Source organism: Serratia sp. H1w (assembly GCF_000633355.1).
GTDB lineage: Bacteria > Pseudomonadota > Gammaproteobacteria > Enterobacterales > Enterobacteriaceae > Chania.
In genome coordinates, this window is record NZ_AYMQ01000020.1 from 1 (window position 1) to 13,829 (window position 13,829).

Genomic DNA, 13,829 nt, shown 5'->3' on the forward strand with positions numbered 1-13,829 from the left:
CGGTCTGTACACTCCCAAAGGGCGAGGGAGCAGGTACGGTATCGTATTCAGGCGCAGAGGCTATGTAGGGGCGCCGCATGCTGCGCCCGTGTTAGTTTGAGTTAGGGTAAGGGGCGTTATTCCTTACTCTTCGTTTTCGCTACGCGCCATCAGCTGCCGTTGATGCTCATCACTGGCGGCCTGGATTTCCTCCAATACGGAGTCAACGTCAGCCCGCTTGGTGGTTTCGACAAACTTGCCGGTGAGTTCGGTCTCTGGCGTCAGATTACCTTCCTGGTAGAGCGCCCAAATCTCTTTGGCATACTTGCTGCTCAGCAACTGCGGCGCATACTGGCCGTAATAGTGCGTCATGTTGTTAATATCGCGCTCAAACATGCTTTTGGCATGGTTGTTGGCGGCGGCATCTACCACCTGCGGCAGATCGATGATTACCGGCCCGTTCTTGTCCATCAACACGTTGAATTCGGACAGGTCGCCATGAACCAGCCCGGCACATAGCATGCGCACCGCGTAGTTCATCATCAGGGCGTGATCGTGCAGCGCCTGTTCTTGCGTTAATGTCACGTCGCTCAGGCGCGGTGCTACCAGCCCTTCTTCATCGGTGATCAGCTCCATCAACAAGACACCGTCCAGACAGATATCCGGCTGCGGCACGCGTACGCCAGCTTTCGCCAGCAGATACAGCGCATCCACTTCGGTATTCTGCCAGGCCTCTTCCTGCTGCTGGCGGCCAAATTTGGAGCCTTTGCTCATGGCACGAGCATCACGGCTGTTACGCACCTTGCGGCCTTCCTGGTAGTTCACGGCCTGCTTGAAGTTACGTTTGTCGGCTTCTTTGTAAACTTTGGCGCAGCGGATGTCATTGCCGCAACGCACGATAAATACGTCGGCTTCTTTGCCACTTTTCAAACGGCGGATGACGTCGTCGATTAAACCATCATCAACCAATGGCTGGAGTCGTTTTGGAATTTTCATGCAGCCTTGTACCCTATTTAGGCTCCGCTGTGAATATCTGCTTATGGTCTAGCTGAAAAATCAGACCAAAAAGGCAAAATTTGGTTTTGCCGCCGGAGTGATACATTGTCACCCGGCGACCTGACGCTTATTCGGCAATCACCCAGACGCTAACGCTGCCGCCGTTGACCGGGAAGGCCGCGCTACCGTGCTCATCCGTCATGATATCGTCCTCGCGGTTGCCGAGGAAGTCGCGCCAGGGTTTATGCGCAAAATTTTCGCCCAACGCAATGGTTTTACTGCTTTCGGCCCCGTTGGTCATCACCACCACGCAACCTGGTGCTTCGGCAGTGCCAGCGCGGCTGAAAGCGATACAGTGCTGGTCGTCAAAATAGTCGTTCTGCTCGCCGTTGGCAAAGCGCTGACGTGCCTGGATCAGTTTCTCCAGTTCGCCAATCACCGGCATTTCGATCGGGTATTCCTGGCCGTCATCGCCTTGATCGGTATAACTGGCACCGTACAGATCCGGGTAAAACAGGCAAGGAACGCCTTGTTCACGCAGCAGGATCATCGCGTAGGCTAGCGGTTTGAACCAGGGTTCGACCGGGGCTTCGAGCGACTGCAACGGCTGGGTATCATGGTTTGCCACCAGGGTTACCGCATGAGCAGGATCGGCGGCAACCAGCGTGTCGGTAAACAGTTGCGACATATCGTAACTATCTCCCTGTTTTGACGCCAGATGGAATTTCAACTGCAGCGGCACGTCGAACAGCATCACCTTACCATCGACCAGCTCTAAATACTGTTGTAATGCCGCCAAATCGTGCGACCAGTATTCTGCCACGATAAACAGATCGCGCTGAGCCGAATCGCGGACATGATCGGCCCAGTCTTTAAAGAACCAGGCCGGGATATGTTTGGTGGCGTCTAACCTGAAGCCGTCACAAGGCAAGGTTTCCATCAGCCAGCGCGCCCAGAATTTTAACTCTTCGACGACCGCGGTGTTACGAAACTCCACGTTGGCCCCCATCAGATAGTCAAAGTTGCCGTTTTCGTCATCAACCTGATCGTTCCAGCCTTCTTCACCATAGTCATTGGCAATCTTGAAGATGCCTTTGTCATCCGGCTGCTCAATATAATCGACGCCGCTGAAGCATTTGTAGTCCCAGATAAATTTGGAATAGGCTCCTTGGCGCCCAGGGAAGGTGAAGCGGGTGTAGGCCAACGCGTCGAGGCCTTCTTCGGCTATATCGTTACGGTTGTCTTCATCTACCTTATAGACATGCACCTGCTCTTTTTCATCGGCCCCGATCTTGTGGTTGAACACCACGTCATAAATCACCCCGATATGATGCTCGCGCAGGCGGTTAACGGCCTGGGTTAACGCCTCTTTATCGCCATATTTGGTGGGGCGGGTGCCTTTTTGATCAAATTCCCCCAGGTCGAACAGATCGTAGCTGTCATACCCTACCGAATAGCCTCCAGCCGCTCCCTTATAGGCCGGTGGCAGCCACAAATCGGTCACGCCTAGCTCGGCCAGCTCAGGGGCTCGCTCGGCGACCTCCTGCCATAGCTTGCCGCCGTCAGGATAGTACCAATGGAAAAACTGTAGCAGCGTGGTCTTTTTCGTCATCAGTCAGCATCCCGGTTTGTCAGCATAAGAGTGTGTCAGGCTTAAGCATGGGCCACTTTTGGCAAAAGGGAAAATGCCTGCAAGCAGAGTAGCCTCTTGGCGCGGGGAGAGTAGGGTCGATTTACCTGCTGGCTGCGAACTGTGAGCCGTTTCACCCTACCAGCGTCTCCGTTATGTGAAGATATAACCGGTTGATAACAAAATACTAACGTTAACAGGGAGTCGTGATGATGGATTACCAGATGGGCGTTTCCGCGCTGGTAACTTTGGTGGTGATCGCCTTATGGGCAACCTCGCGTTTGCCGGAGTATCTGGTTGCGCTGTTGTTTTTTGCTGTGGTGATGATGTTGCAGTTAGCGCCGACGGCGGTGGTGTTCTCCGGGTTTGCCTCCTCGGCATTCTGGCTGGTACTGAGTGGTTTCGTGTTGGGAACGGCGATCCGTGCTACCGGGTTGGCCGATAGGTTGGCTAATCGTATTCTGCCGCTACTGGCTGGCTCCTGGCCAAGGTTGGTTGGCGGGGTGGTGGCCATCAGCTATGCGCTGGCCTTTGTCATGCCGTCGAATATGGGGCGAATTACCCTGCTGATGCCGATCATCATGGCGTTGGCCGAGCGTGCCGGGTTGGCGGAAGGATCGCGAGGCCGTTACGGGTTGGCGTTGGCGGTGGGGTTCGGTACCTTCCAACTTTCGGCCAGTATTCTGCCTGCCAACGTGCCTAATCTGGTGATGAGCGGGGCGGCAGAAAGCGCTTACGGCATTCACTTCACCTATCTATCCTACCTGTTGCTGCATGCGCCGATCCTGGGGTTGGCAAAAGGCGCATTGCTGACGTTATGTATCTGCTGGCTGTTCCGTGCCAAACCACAGCCGGTAGCAAAAACCACCGAGCAGAGTGCGCTTAGCGCTGCGGAATGGCGGTTAATCGCGCTGCTGCTGATCACGGTGTTGCTGTGGATCACCGATAGCTGGCACGGTATCGCTCCCGCCTGGGTGGGTCTGGCCGCTGCCTGCGTTTGTCTGTTGCCGCGTATTGGTTTTCTGACGGGGGAGCAGTTTGCTGCTGGTGCCAACATCCGCACCTGTCTCTATGTGGCAGGGATCCTTGGGTTGACGGCTTTGGTGAGCCATTCCGGCTTGGGGGATTGGCTAGGCAATGCCGTGCTGAACGTCATACCGCAGACCCAGGATCGTCCATTTACCGCTTTTGGCATGCTGATTGGTATCACGACGCTGCTGAACTTTGTGGTGACGGCCAATGGCGTACCGGCATTGTTTACACCGTTGGCGCAGGTTTTGTCAGAGGGGAGCGGCCTGCCGCTAACTACGGTATTGATGACGCAGGTGATTGGCTATGCCACACCGCTGCTGCCGTATCAGGCATCACCGATTGTGGTGGCAATGGGGATGGGGAAGGTTCCGCCGCATGAAGGGCTGAAATTATGCCTGCTGCTGGCGTTGTTGACCTTTGGGCTGCTGGTGCCATTGGACTATCTGTGGTTCGGGCTATTGGGCTGGTTTGGCTGATACCGCAACAGCAAAAGGCGGCACCAAGGCCGCCTCTTTGCGTAAAACGGTTTAACGATTAGTTGTAGATAATCGCGGTGCCGTGCAGTTTATTGGTACCGGTTGTGGCGATGATCTGGAAAGATTTGGCGCCAGCCGCATCGGCTTTGGCTGCCAGTTTGTTTTCCAGCGAGCTCAGGTTAGAAGCACCGCTCACGGTGATCACGCCGGATTTCTGCAATTCTGCCGGTTGGCTGTTGACCAACTCTGCGGCGAAACTACCGAAAGAAACTGAAGCGAGTGCGATGGCTGCGATGGTCATTTTCAGGTTTTTCATAATCTGGTTTCCTATCTCTAGATGAGCAATACAAGTTTTTGCGTTATGCCGTTTAATTACTTAACGGTCGATAACTTAATGTTAGGCTCCTGTTTGGGAGATTGCAAATGTTTTTTTAGTGGTCGTTAATTAAATCGTGCTGTTGTGAGCTGCCTGGAAAGCGTTCTATGATGCGAAATTTCTATAATGCATTGTTATTTAATGACTACATGTCTTTTTTGGGCATTCTTTTACCATGACGTAGCAAGAAGCAGTCCGGATTGAAGAGGGTTTTCTACTCGATTGAGGGCATGATTGGCCGCATTGCTTACCAATCGCTAATTAAACGTTGCTCGCTTATCATCAGCGGCGTACTATTTTTTATACCGATCGATAATTTATTTATTGCGCCCGAGTTGGGCGACCGGGAAAGTGAGGGTCTATGAGTATCAATAATGAAGAAGCATGCGCGAAGAAAACTCGCGGCAGGCCGAAGCAGTTTGATCGCGACCAAGCCGTTGAGCAAGCGCTTGAGCTGTTCTGGCGTCATGGCTATGAAGCCACCTCGTTGGCCGATCTGGTCGAAGCGACCGGGGCCAAAGCGCCAACGCTGTATGCGGAGTTTGGCAATAAAGAAGGGCTGTTTCGCGCCGCGGTTGAGCGTTATCTGAGCCGCTACGTCGAAGGCTACAACCACCTGCTGGCCCAGGAGTTACCGATCGCCGACATCGTTGAAGCCTATCTGCGTACATCGGCAGAGGTGTTTACCGATCCGGAAAACCCAGCCGGTTGCTTTATGGTTTGTGCCAACGCCGCCTTATCCGACGATTCCAACGGCCTGTCCGAGATGCTGCGCAACAAACACCATGCGCAGGAAATCAGCCTGAAGGCCTGCTTCGATCGCAAAGTAAAGCAGGGCGAGCTGCTGGCTCGTACCGACACCGCCTTATTGGCGAAGTACATTATTTGCATGATTGCCGGGATGTCGGCGCAGGCACGTGAAGGGGCCAGCCGAGCAGATCTGTTGCAACTGCTGGAAACCACCATGATGGTGTGGCCGCGTTTGAGCCAGGTGGGCAATAAAGTTTGACCTGCCGCTAAACAGCCCCTAACTCGTTGCGAGCAAGGGGCCAGTTTTAGCTTTCTGCCAGCTGCATATGCAGCAATGGGAAGGGCTTGCCTTGGCCATCCAGTTCGCTGCGGCCGGTCACCACGAAGCCATAATGCTGATAAAACGCCAATGCCTGTGGATTTTGTTCGTTCACGTCCAGCAACAGCTGGTCATGCATAGCCTCAGCCTTGGCCAGCAGGGCTTTACCGATGCCTTCGCCACGCCGCTCGTCATCAATAAACAGCATTTCCACCTTGTTGCCATCCAACCCGATAAAGCCACATAGCTCACCAGCGGGATCTGCGGCCACCCAGACGTTTACTGCCGGAAGATAATCGTTAAGGACTTGCGGGTACAGGCGCGCAATATCCTCTTCGTTCAGAAAATGGTGGCTGGCACGTACCGAACGCAGCCAGATCGCTGCCAGTTGTGCGTTATCCGCCGCCACACGTGTTCTTATCGTTATCATCGCAATTTCTCAATCAGTGGTTATGTCCGGCCCCAGAGTCTGGCGATCGCCAAGGCGATAAATGCTTCCAGTTTGGGGGATTGCCGCCGCTCGGGCAGATAGACCAGATACATCGGCCTTGGCAGCGGAGAATAATCAGGTAACACCTGCACCAGCCGCCCAGCCTCGATATCTTCGTTGAGCAGCATTTCAGCATGTAGCGCGATGCCAAAGTGCGCTAATGCTGCCCGCCTTACACCTTCGCCGGAGTCCATCCGCAGACGGGGTTTGACCGGCACGCTAATCTCTCCCTGTGGGCCTTGTAACCGCCAAAAGTGGTTGCCATCCCACTGGCTGAAACCAAAGCAACTATGGGCGTTCAGCTGCTGCGGTTCCGTCGGTATACCTCGCTGCGTCAGATATTGTGGTGAGGCAGCCAGCGTCATGCGGTAGTCTGGCAAGGCTCGAGCCACCAGGCCATCATCCGCGACCGGCCCGATGCGGAATGCCACTTCATAGCGCTCTTCAATCAAATCGACTTTGCGATCGGACAGCACCACTTCGGCTTCTACTTCTGGGTGTAAGCTCAGAAATTCGGTGAGGATCGGTGTCAGGATGCGGTTGCCGAAGGTGACCGGCGCGCTGATCCGTAACAGGCCGCTGGGGGAAATCTGCTGCGCGCGGGCGCTGGCTTCAGCGTCTTCTGCATCGGCCAGCAGACGGCGGCAACGCTCGTAAAAGACGCGCCCGGTTTCCGTCAGCCCTTGTCGGCGCGTAGTGCGATTGAGCAAAGGAGCATTCAACCGCTGTTCGAGGTAGCGGATATGCTTACCTACCATGGTAGGGGAGATGGCCATCTTTTCGGCGGCGGCGCTAAAGCTGCCTTTTTCGACCACGCGGACAAATACCGCCATGCTGGTTAGTCGGTCCATTATAAACCTATGGTGTTTTCTGAAAGGCTGAATGGGGGCTTTGCGCCATTATAACGCTCTGGGATACTGCGTCTATCAACTCGCAGTGAGTTATTACTCTTGGTCAGGAGCAACACCATGCAGGCATTAGCGTTTAAAGAATTTGGCGGGCCAGAGGTACTTCACTATCTGTCATTGCCCACCCCGGCAGTGCCGTCTGGTGCGGTGCAGGTGAGGATGAGCGCCGCCGGGCTGAACTTTGCCGACATCTATCGCCGTAAGGGAAATTATGTGCTGCACGGCACTCCGCCCCATATCGGTGGTTACGAAGGGGTCGGCACCATCATTGCCGTAGGTGAAGGCGTCACTGGCTGGCAACTGGGGCAGCGTATCGGTTTTGCCGACGTGCCGTTTTGTCATGCCACTCACATTAATGTGCCGGTGGATCATGCTTTGTTGCTGCCGGATACGCTCAGCGATATCGCCGCGGCCGCCATCATGTTGCAAGGGTTAACGGCTCAATATCTCATCAATGACAGCGTGCAGGTCGCTGCGGGGGATGCAGTATTGGTACATGCGGCGGCTGGTGGCGTTGGGCAAATCCTCACCCGGATGTTGGTTGCCAGGGGCGCACAGGTTTATGCTTTGGTTTCTTCGGCGCATAAGCAGCAGATCGCCTTGAACAATGGTGCGACGGCGGCCTACACCTATCAACAGGATTGGGTGCAGGAGATCCTGGCGGCGACGGCTGGTGGTGTGAGGTATGGTTTTGATTCGGTGGGTATTACGCTGCAACAAAGTCTTGATGCTCTGCGCCCTGGTGGGCGAGTGGTGAGCTTCGGTATGGCGGGGGGAGAAGCTCCAGCGATTTCGGCCTATCAACTGATGATGGATTCCAAAGGCGTGGTGGGCGGCGATCTGTGGACTTACCTCAACAGCGGTGCTGCACGACGGGAACGTGCACAGCGGCTGTTCGCCAGTTGGCAGAACGGTGAGTTTGGCCTGCCGCATATTGAAACCTTCCCGCTCAGCCAGGGCGCAGACGCTCACCGCCTGCTGGAAGACCGTAGTTTTGCTGGCAAAATCGTGTTGCTCAATAGCGAACAAGATTAAAAGCGCCAACTCGCCCCATGTTAGACTGCATCATGGGCAGTAGGGCGGATGGCGAGATGGAAGTGATACGCGCAGCGATAGAAAAACAGGTGCTCAGCCTGACCGGGCTGGCACTGGGTGGGATTGATTTTGAAAATCCGGCGGGCGACCCAGGGCTGTTTGGCCCGCAGTCGGTCACCTGGCAGGTGCATGGTGACTTTACCTCGATGCTGTGCGGTGGCGTTAGCGCGCTGCTGTTGCAGATGTTGCACCCGCTGGCATTGGCGGGGGTGTGGGATCACTCCAACTTCCGTGAGGATATGCTAGGCCGCCTGCGCCGCACCAGCCAGTTTATCTCCGTTACCACCTTTGGCCCCAGTGCGGAGGCGCAACGCCTGATCGACAAAGTCAAAGCCATCCATTTGCAGGTCAACGGAATGGATAATAACGGCCAGCCTTATGCCGCCAGCGATCCGCATCTGCTGACCTGGGTGCATGTCGCCGAAAGCAGCCGTTTTCTGGCCTCTTATCTGCGTTATCGCAATCCCCACCTCTCCCTGGCTCAACAGGATACTTATTACCTTGAAGCGGCTCGAGTGGCGGAAGCCTTGGGCGCAAGCAATGTCCCTAAATCCTGTGCGGCGGTCGACGACTATCTGCACCAGATGCGTCCACAGCTGGTTTGTGATGAACGAACGCTGGAAGTGGCGCGGATCCTGCTGACGGCCCCGGCACCCAGCGCGCTGGCGCGGCCGTTTGGCGCACTGGTGATGCAGGCGGGTATCGATCTGTTGCCGGATTGGGCACAGCAGCAACTGGGATTTACTCCAGGAGCTACGCGGCGGCGGTTGGTACGTATCGGGGTTGGTGGTGTAGGACGGGTGCTGCGCGCTTCGGTACGCAATGGCTCTTACCATCGGGCTATGCGGCGGATGAACAAGGCTGCCACAGCGCAATGTTAGCCTGCTAATACACTTTTGAGACTATTGCACGTGATCCCGATTGGCGATGCGTTCTACACTGGCCGAGAGAAATATTCTATTTTTAGCGTGCAGCCTGTTTCTGCGCCATCAACCCTTTGAGGTGATATGAACGAGTCAAACGTACTTGCTGAAGTGAATAACGAGAACCAGACGCTGGTCGCGGTGGTTCAGCAAGATAGCCGGGCCGCCTATTTTTATATCTACCCAACGGAAGAATACAGTGAGCGTTTCAAGGTGCGCGCCTGCTGGCTGCGTAACCTGGGTACGGCTCCGCAGCAGGAAGATCGTGCCGCTCTGGAAGCAGGGCAACCGCCAATGCTGGCGGCAGAGTATTGCCGTAACCTGGAAGGTGAGGCACCGCTAGATCCCGCCGGGCTAATGGTGATCTGGAGCGAAAGCGACGACGGCGCGGCCCTGTGGTATCACGGCCAGCTGTTGGCCGTCATCCCCGGCTGGAGTTTGTACATCGATCACTCGGTCTGCTATTCCGCCAGCTGCATCAAAGAGAATCCGTTGGCCTATCCGCTCGGCTCCGCTTCCACCAACACACAATATGCGCTGGCGGAAAATACCCGGCAGTTCTGGCGTAGCTGGCAGCGGGAAGAGGGCAATCCCTGGCCAAAAATGCAGAGCGATTACCAGGCTCAGTACGAACAGCACTTTGGTCCTTCGGTAAAATATTACGCTATCGATCAGGGTAAGTGGCCACCGATGGCCATCACCCAGCATGAGCGCGACGGGATTTACTATTTCCTGACCATGGGAGCCAGCATTCGGCCAATGCCGTGGGTGGAAATTCTGTTCAATGACGAGGCTGCCAAGTACCGCCGGATGGAAATGGCGATCGCTATTGATGGACAGTACATGACCGAAGAGAACGCGGTGCAGATGGCCAGCGCGCTAGCCGGGTTTGCTCATGTGCCCTGGGCGAATATCACCTGGTTTGGCGAGGGGCATACGCTGGCATCGGCGGTGGCTCCGCAAGGTTATGAAGGCTATATTCTCTCTTCATCGTTTTACCCTTATAGTGAACATCTGGTGTTACCCGCGCTGCATGGCGATACGGTGAATATTTTCTGGGCCAGCCCGGTATTCGCCGCCGAGCGAGAGTTGGCGCAGGCCACACCAAACGGTGGTCACGATCTGGTAACCAGGTTACGTGAGCAGGGCGTCGATCATATCTTCCGCCCACGCCAGCCATTGGGTTAATCGGGCTAGTCAGCGAGAAAATGGAGGTGTCACTGTTGGCACCTTACGCTATGCGAGAGCGGTCGCCGCAACATTGAATGAATACTTATCCTGCTAAAAACGTTACCATTAGCGCTGGTCTCTCATAAATATCCCGGCAAACTGACAATTGATGAAGACATTAACAACAGCGGTTCCAGCACTTGATAAAGCCATTCGCGTTTGCAATTTTTTGGCTGAGAAGGGCGGTGCGACTTTCAGCCAAATCTATCTGGGGCTTGAGTTGCCTAAAAGCAGCACCTCTACCTTGCTGAACGCAATGGTGGCTCATGGAATGCTGCGCCAGGAAAGAGATAAATACTCATTGGGTTTGTTATTGTTCGAGCTGGGCAATAAGGCCATTCAACACTTTGATATCAAAACCGTGGCAGTTCCGCTGCTGGCTGAGTTGCGTGATAGTACCAACCTGACCTGCCACCTGGGGGTTCTGGAAGGCGGAGCTGCTATCTATCTGCTTAAAATGGAAAGCCCACAGGCGATTGTGGTGCGCAGTTGGGAGGGCAAAAGATTATCTTTGCACAGTTCCGGGTTGGGGAAAGTGCTGTTAGCCTGGCAGGCAGAGGAAGAGGTTGACGGGTTACTGCCAGATAGCGAACCCTTTAATGCCTATACGGAAAAAACCATTACTTCCAGAGCAGTCTACAAACAGCAACTGGCTGAAATCCGCCGTCGTGGCTGGGCTTGTGATGATGAGGAAGACAGTATCGGTGTACGTTGTATATCCGCTCCGGTACACAATGCTCAAGGTGACGTTATTGCCGCCATCAGTGTTTCTGGCGTGCTGTTCCAACTGCCTGAAGAAAAATGGCAAGAGATTGCTCATCAGGTGCAACATACCTGTTCCCTCCTGAGTTCCACGATCAAAACCTGAGCAGGCCTCTCCCAAGCCTGCTTGCCAGTAATCGACTAATAACACGATAAAATCAGAGAACGATCACAGTTCACTCTTTGTGCGGATTGACTCAGGGTGTCATTTCGCACATTATTTTCTTTATACGGAACATTGGTTCCATATATAGAACTAAGGCGGTGACTGTGAATAGATTCAGAGGTGTTTTCCCACCGGTACCTACCGTAGTGGATGAAAACGGCAAGCTTGATAGAAAAGGTATGGGATTATTACTTGATCATGTTATTGCTGCCGGTGCGCAAGGTGTGTTGATCCTGGGGAGCGGGGGTGAGTTCTGTCACCTCTCCCGAGAGATACGCTATGAAGTAGCAGAGTTTTGCGTTCAACACATAGCAGGGCGAGTAACCGTATTGTTGGGCATTGCAGCCCCTGGAACGGCGGAAACCATTGATTATGGCAGGCATGCGGCGGCCATTGGAGCCGATGCGGTATTGGTGGTTAACCCTTACTACGCTCAGTTAAATGAAGAGTATATTTATCAGCACTATCGTACGATTGCCGAAGCTCTCACGTTACCGGTATTTCTATACAACTTCCCAGCCCTGACCGGGCAGGATATTGGGCTTGAGGTCATTACACGTCTTGCCAGGGATGTACCTAATATTGTTGGTATAAAAGACACGATTGATAACATCAGCCATACCCGCGAAATTATTAATCGAGTTCACGTTTTTAGGCCAAACTTTGTTATTTTTTCAGGCTACGATGAGTATATGCTTGATACATTAATCCTCGGTGGGCATGGCGGTATTCCTGCCACGTTCAATTTTTCACCTGAAGTGACTGGCGGTATCTACCAGGCTTTCATCAGCAAAGATTATGAAAAGGCCTTTTTATTGCAACGTCGTCTGGCCAAACTTTCCTCGTTGTATGCTTTGGAAACCCCGTTCTTTGGAGTTGTTAAAGAAGCTATTAAAGCCAGTGGTGTTGAGATTTCAACGGAAGTGGTTGCGCCAACCCAAAAGCTTTCCACTAAAAAAATTGAACAGATTAAAAAAATTCTTAACACGATTAGATAATCAAGAGGATAACTGAAATGAGCAATGTCTATCCTGTTATTAAAATTAATCCCAATGATGATGTAGTGGTGGCGCTAACCAACATCAAGGCCGGTACCCTATTACCCACCGAAGGAGTTACCGTTTTGAATAATGTGCCGGAAGGGCACAAAATTGCCTTGTACGATATTGCCTTGGGGGCGGCGGTGAAGCGTTACGGCCAGATCATCGGTTTTGCCACACAGCCGATCGCAGCAGGCGAACATATCCATATGCATAATCTGGGAATGGGGGATTTTGCCCGTGATTACGCGTTTGGTAAGGATAGGGTTACGCTGCCCAAGCCCGAGAAAATAGACACTTTTATGGGTATCAAACGGCAAGATGGCCGGGTAGCAACCCGTAATTTTATCGGCATCCTGACGACGGTCAACTGCAGCGCCACGGTGGCGAGGGCGATAGAAGATCACTATAAAAAAGTCGGGTTAGACGATTACCCAAATGTAGATGGCATTGTGGCACTCCCGCAAAGCTTTGGTTGCGCCATCGGCTTTGATAGCGAAGCCATGATTGTGATGCGTCGTACATTAAGTGGCTATGCCCGTCATGCCAACTTTGCCGCTGTGTTGATCATCGGATTGGGTTGCGAATCAAACCAGATCAAAGATCTCATGCAGGTTGAAGGGCTTAAGGAGGGGACTTCACTGCATACCATGACGATCCAGGATACTGGGGGAACCCAGAAGACCATCAGCAAAGGTATTAGCGTCATCGATGGTATGCTCAAGGAAGCCAACCTAGTCAAACGTGAACCGGTGCCGGTTTCTGAAATTATCCTGGCCCTGGAATGTGGCGGTTCTGATAGCTATTCCGGCATTTCTGCCAATCCGGTGTTGGGCTATGCCGCAGACAAAATTGTGCAGCAGGGGGGAACGGCAATTCTGTCTGAAACATCAGAGATTTATGGTGCAGAGCATCTATTAACCCGGCGGGCCATTTCTGAGCAGGTCGGCAACAAGCTGATTGCCCGCATCGACTGGTGGGAGGATTATTGTCAACGCACCAAAAGTGAAATGAACAACAACCCTTCAGCTGGCAATAAAGCGGGGGGGCTGACAACGGTGTTGGAGAAATCATTAGGGGGGATCGCCAAAGGGGGAACCTCAGATCTGGTGGAAGTGTACGAATATGCTGAGTCTGTTACGGCCAAAGGGTTGGTCTTTATGGATACTCCGGGTTATGACCCGATCGCCGTTACCGGACAAATAGCGGGCGGGGCTAATCTACTTTGTTTTACCACCGGCCGCGGGTCGGCTTTTGGCAGCAAACCCACTCCATGTCTGAAGATGGCCACCAACAACACGCTGTGGAACCGTCAACAGGAAGATATGGATATGAACTGTGGCGACGTGGTTGAAGGCAAGGAAAGCATCGCCGAGGCGGGGGAGCGGCTTTATATTCTGATCCTTGAAATGGCTTCGGGCAAAAAAACCAAAAGTGAACAGTTTGGTTATGGCAGCCTGGAATTTGTGCCATGGAATATCGGTTCGATTATGTAATCTCTTCTTTGATGGTGCTCGATTAAGTCGCGGGCGCTATCGAGTTAATTGATGTCGTATAAATCATTCTATGTAGCCAACATAGCCAGGAGAATACCATGTCTATAATAAAGAGTGAGGTTTCTTATAATGCCTCGCCAACGGTCAAGTATTCAATGTGT

Annotated in this window: 13 protein-coding genes; 8 read left to right on the forward strand and 5 right to left on the reverse strand. The window is 53.4% G+C overall.

From position 1 onward, the window contains the following. Positions 1–123: 123 nt before the first annotated feature. Both U869_RS0103885 and amyA read right to left on the reverse strand, forming a co-directional pair. Positions 124–975 carry a PA4780 family RIO1-like protein kinase gene (locus tag U869_RS0103885; protein WP_025123696.1) on the reverse strand — a complete coding sequence of 284 codons (852 nt, stop codon included), beginning with the start codon at positions 973–975 and terminating at the stop codon, positions 124–126. Between the two features lie 127 nt (positions 976–1,102). Beyond that, the gene (gene amyA, locus U869_RS0103890) at positions 1,103–2,587 is read right to left on the reverse strand and encodes an alpha-amylase (RefSeq protein WP_025123695.1); all 1,485 of its coding nucleotides are present in this window, start codon (positions 2,585–2,587) and stop codon (positions 1,103–1,105) included. 227 nt (positions 2,588–2,814) lie between these two features. Between amyA and U869_RS0103895 the strand changes: the two genes are divergently transcribed. Next, entirely contained in the window at positions 2,815–4,113 is a 1,299-nt protein-coding gene (locus tag U869_RS0103895) for an SLC13 family permease (protein WP_025123694.1), read from the forward strand. A 58-nt stretch (positions 4,114–4,171) separates the two neighbouring features. Here U869_RS0103895 and U869_RS0103900 read toward each other — a convergent pair whose 3' ends face one another. Then, on the reverse strand, positions 4,172–4,429 hold the full coding sequence (locus tag U869_RS0103900) for a YdgH/BhsA/McbA-like domain containing protein (protein ID WP_025123693.1): 258 nt from the start codon (positions 4,427–4,429) through the stop codon (positions 4,172–4,174). Between the two features lie 421 nt (positions 4,430–4,850). Between U869_RS0103900 and U869_RS0103910 the strand changes: the two genes are divergently transcribed. Next, complete coding sequence (locus U869_RS0103910; protein ID WP_025123692.1) at positions 4,851–5,498, forward strand: TetR/AcrR family transcriptional regulator; 648 nt, start codon at positions 4,851–4,853, stop codon at positions 5,496–5,498. 46 nt (positions 5,499–5,544) lie between these two features. Here the strand turns inward: U869_RS0103910 and U869_RS0103915 are convergent, their stop codons facing one another. Beyond that, positions 5,545–5,988, reverse strand: a complete 444-nt coding sequence (locus U869_RS0103915) for an acetyltransferase (protein WP_025123691.1) — start codon at positions 5,986–5,988, stop codon at positions 5,545–5,547. Between the two features lie 20 nt (positions 5,989–6,008). Next, the gene (locus U869_RS0103920; RefSeq protein WP_025123690.1) at positions 6,009–6,899 is read right to left on the reverse strand and encodes a LysR family transcriptional regulator; all 891 of its coding nucleotides are present in this window, start codon (positions 6,897–6,899) and stop codon (positions 6,009–6,011) included. A gap of 117 nt (positions 6,900–7,016) precedes the next feature. Here U869_RS0103920 and U869_RS0103925 point away from each other — a divergent pair, with 117 nt between their 5' ends. The 6 genes from U869_RS0103925 (at position 7,017) to U869_RS0103950 (ending at position 13,668) form a co-directional block, all read left to right on the forward strand. Then, positions 7,017–7,991, forward strand: coding sequence for a quinone oxidoreductase (locus U869_RS0103925; RefSeq protein ID WP_025123689.1), 975 nt, complete (start codon positions 7,017–7,019; stop codon positions 7,989–7,991). Positions 7,992–8,047: 56 nt separating this feature from the next. Further along, positions 8,048–8,932, forward strand: coding sequence for an oxygenase MpaB family protein (locus U869_RS0103930; protein WP_025123688.1), 885 nt, complete (start codon positions 8,048–8,050; stop codon positions 8,930–8,932). 126 nt (positions 8,933–9,058) lie between these two features. Next, entirely contained in the window at positions 9,059–10,162 is a 1,104-nt protein-coding gene (locus U869_RS0103935) for a suppressor of fused domain protein (RefSeq protein WP_025123687.1), read from the forward strand. 151 nt (positions 10,163–10,313) lie between these two features. Beyond that, complete coding sequence (locus U869_RS0103940; protein WP_025123686.1) at positions 10,314–11,072, forward strand: IclR family transcriptional regulator; 759 nt, start codon at positions 10,314–10,316, stop codon at positions 11,070–11,072. Between the two features lie 158 nt (positions 11,073–11,230). Next, entirely contained in the window at positions 11,231–12,130 is a 900-nt protein-coding gene (locus U869_RS0103945; protein WP_025123685.1) for a dihydrodipicolinate synthase family protein, read from the forward strand. A gap of 17 nt (positions 12,131–12,147) precedes the next feature. Further along, complete coding sequence (locus tag U869_RS0103950; RefSeq protein WP_025123684.1) at positions 12,148–13,668, forward strand: UxaA family hydrolase; 1,521 nt, start codon at positions 12,148–12,150, stop codon at positions 13,666–13,668. Positions 13,669–13,829: the final 161 nt, after the last annotated feature.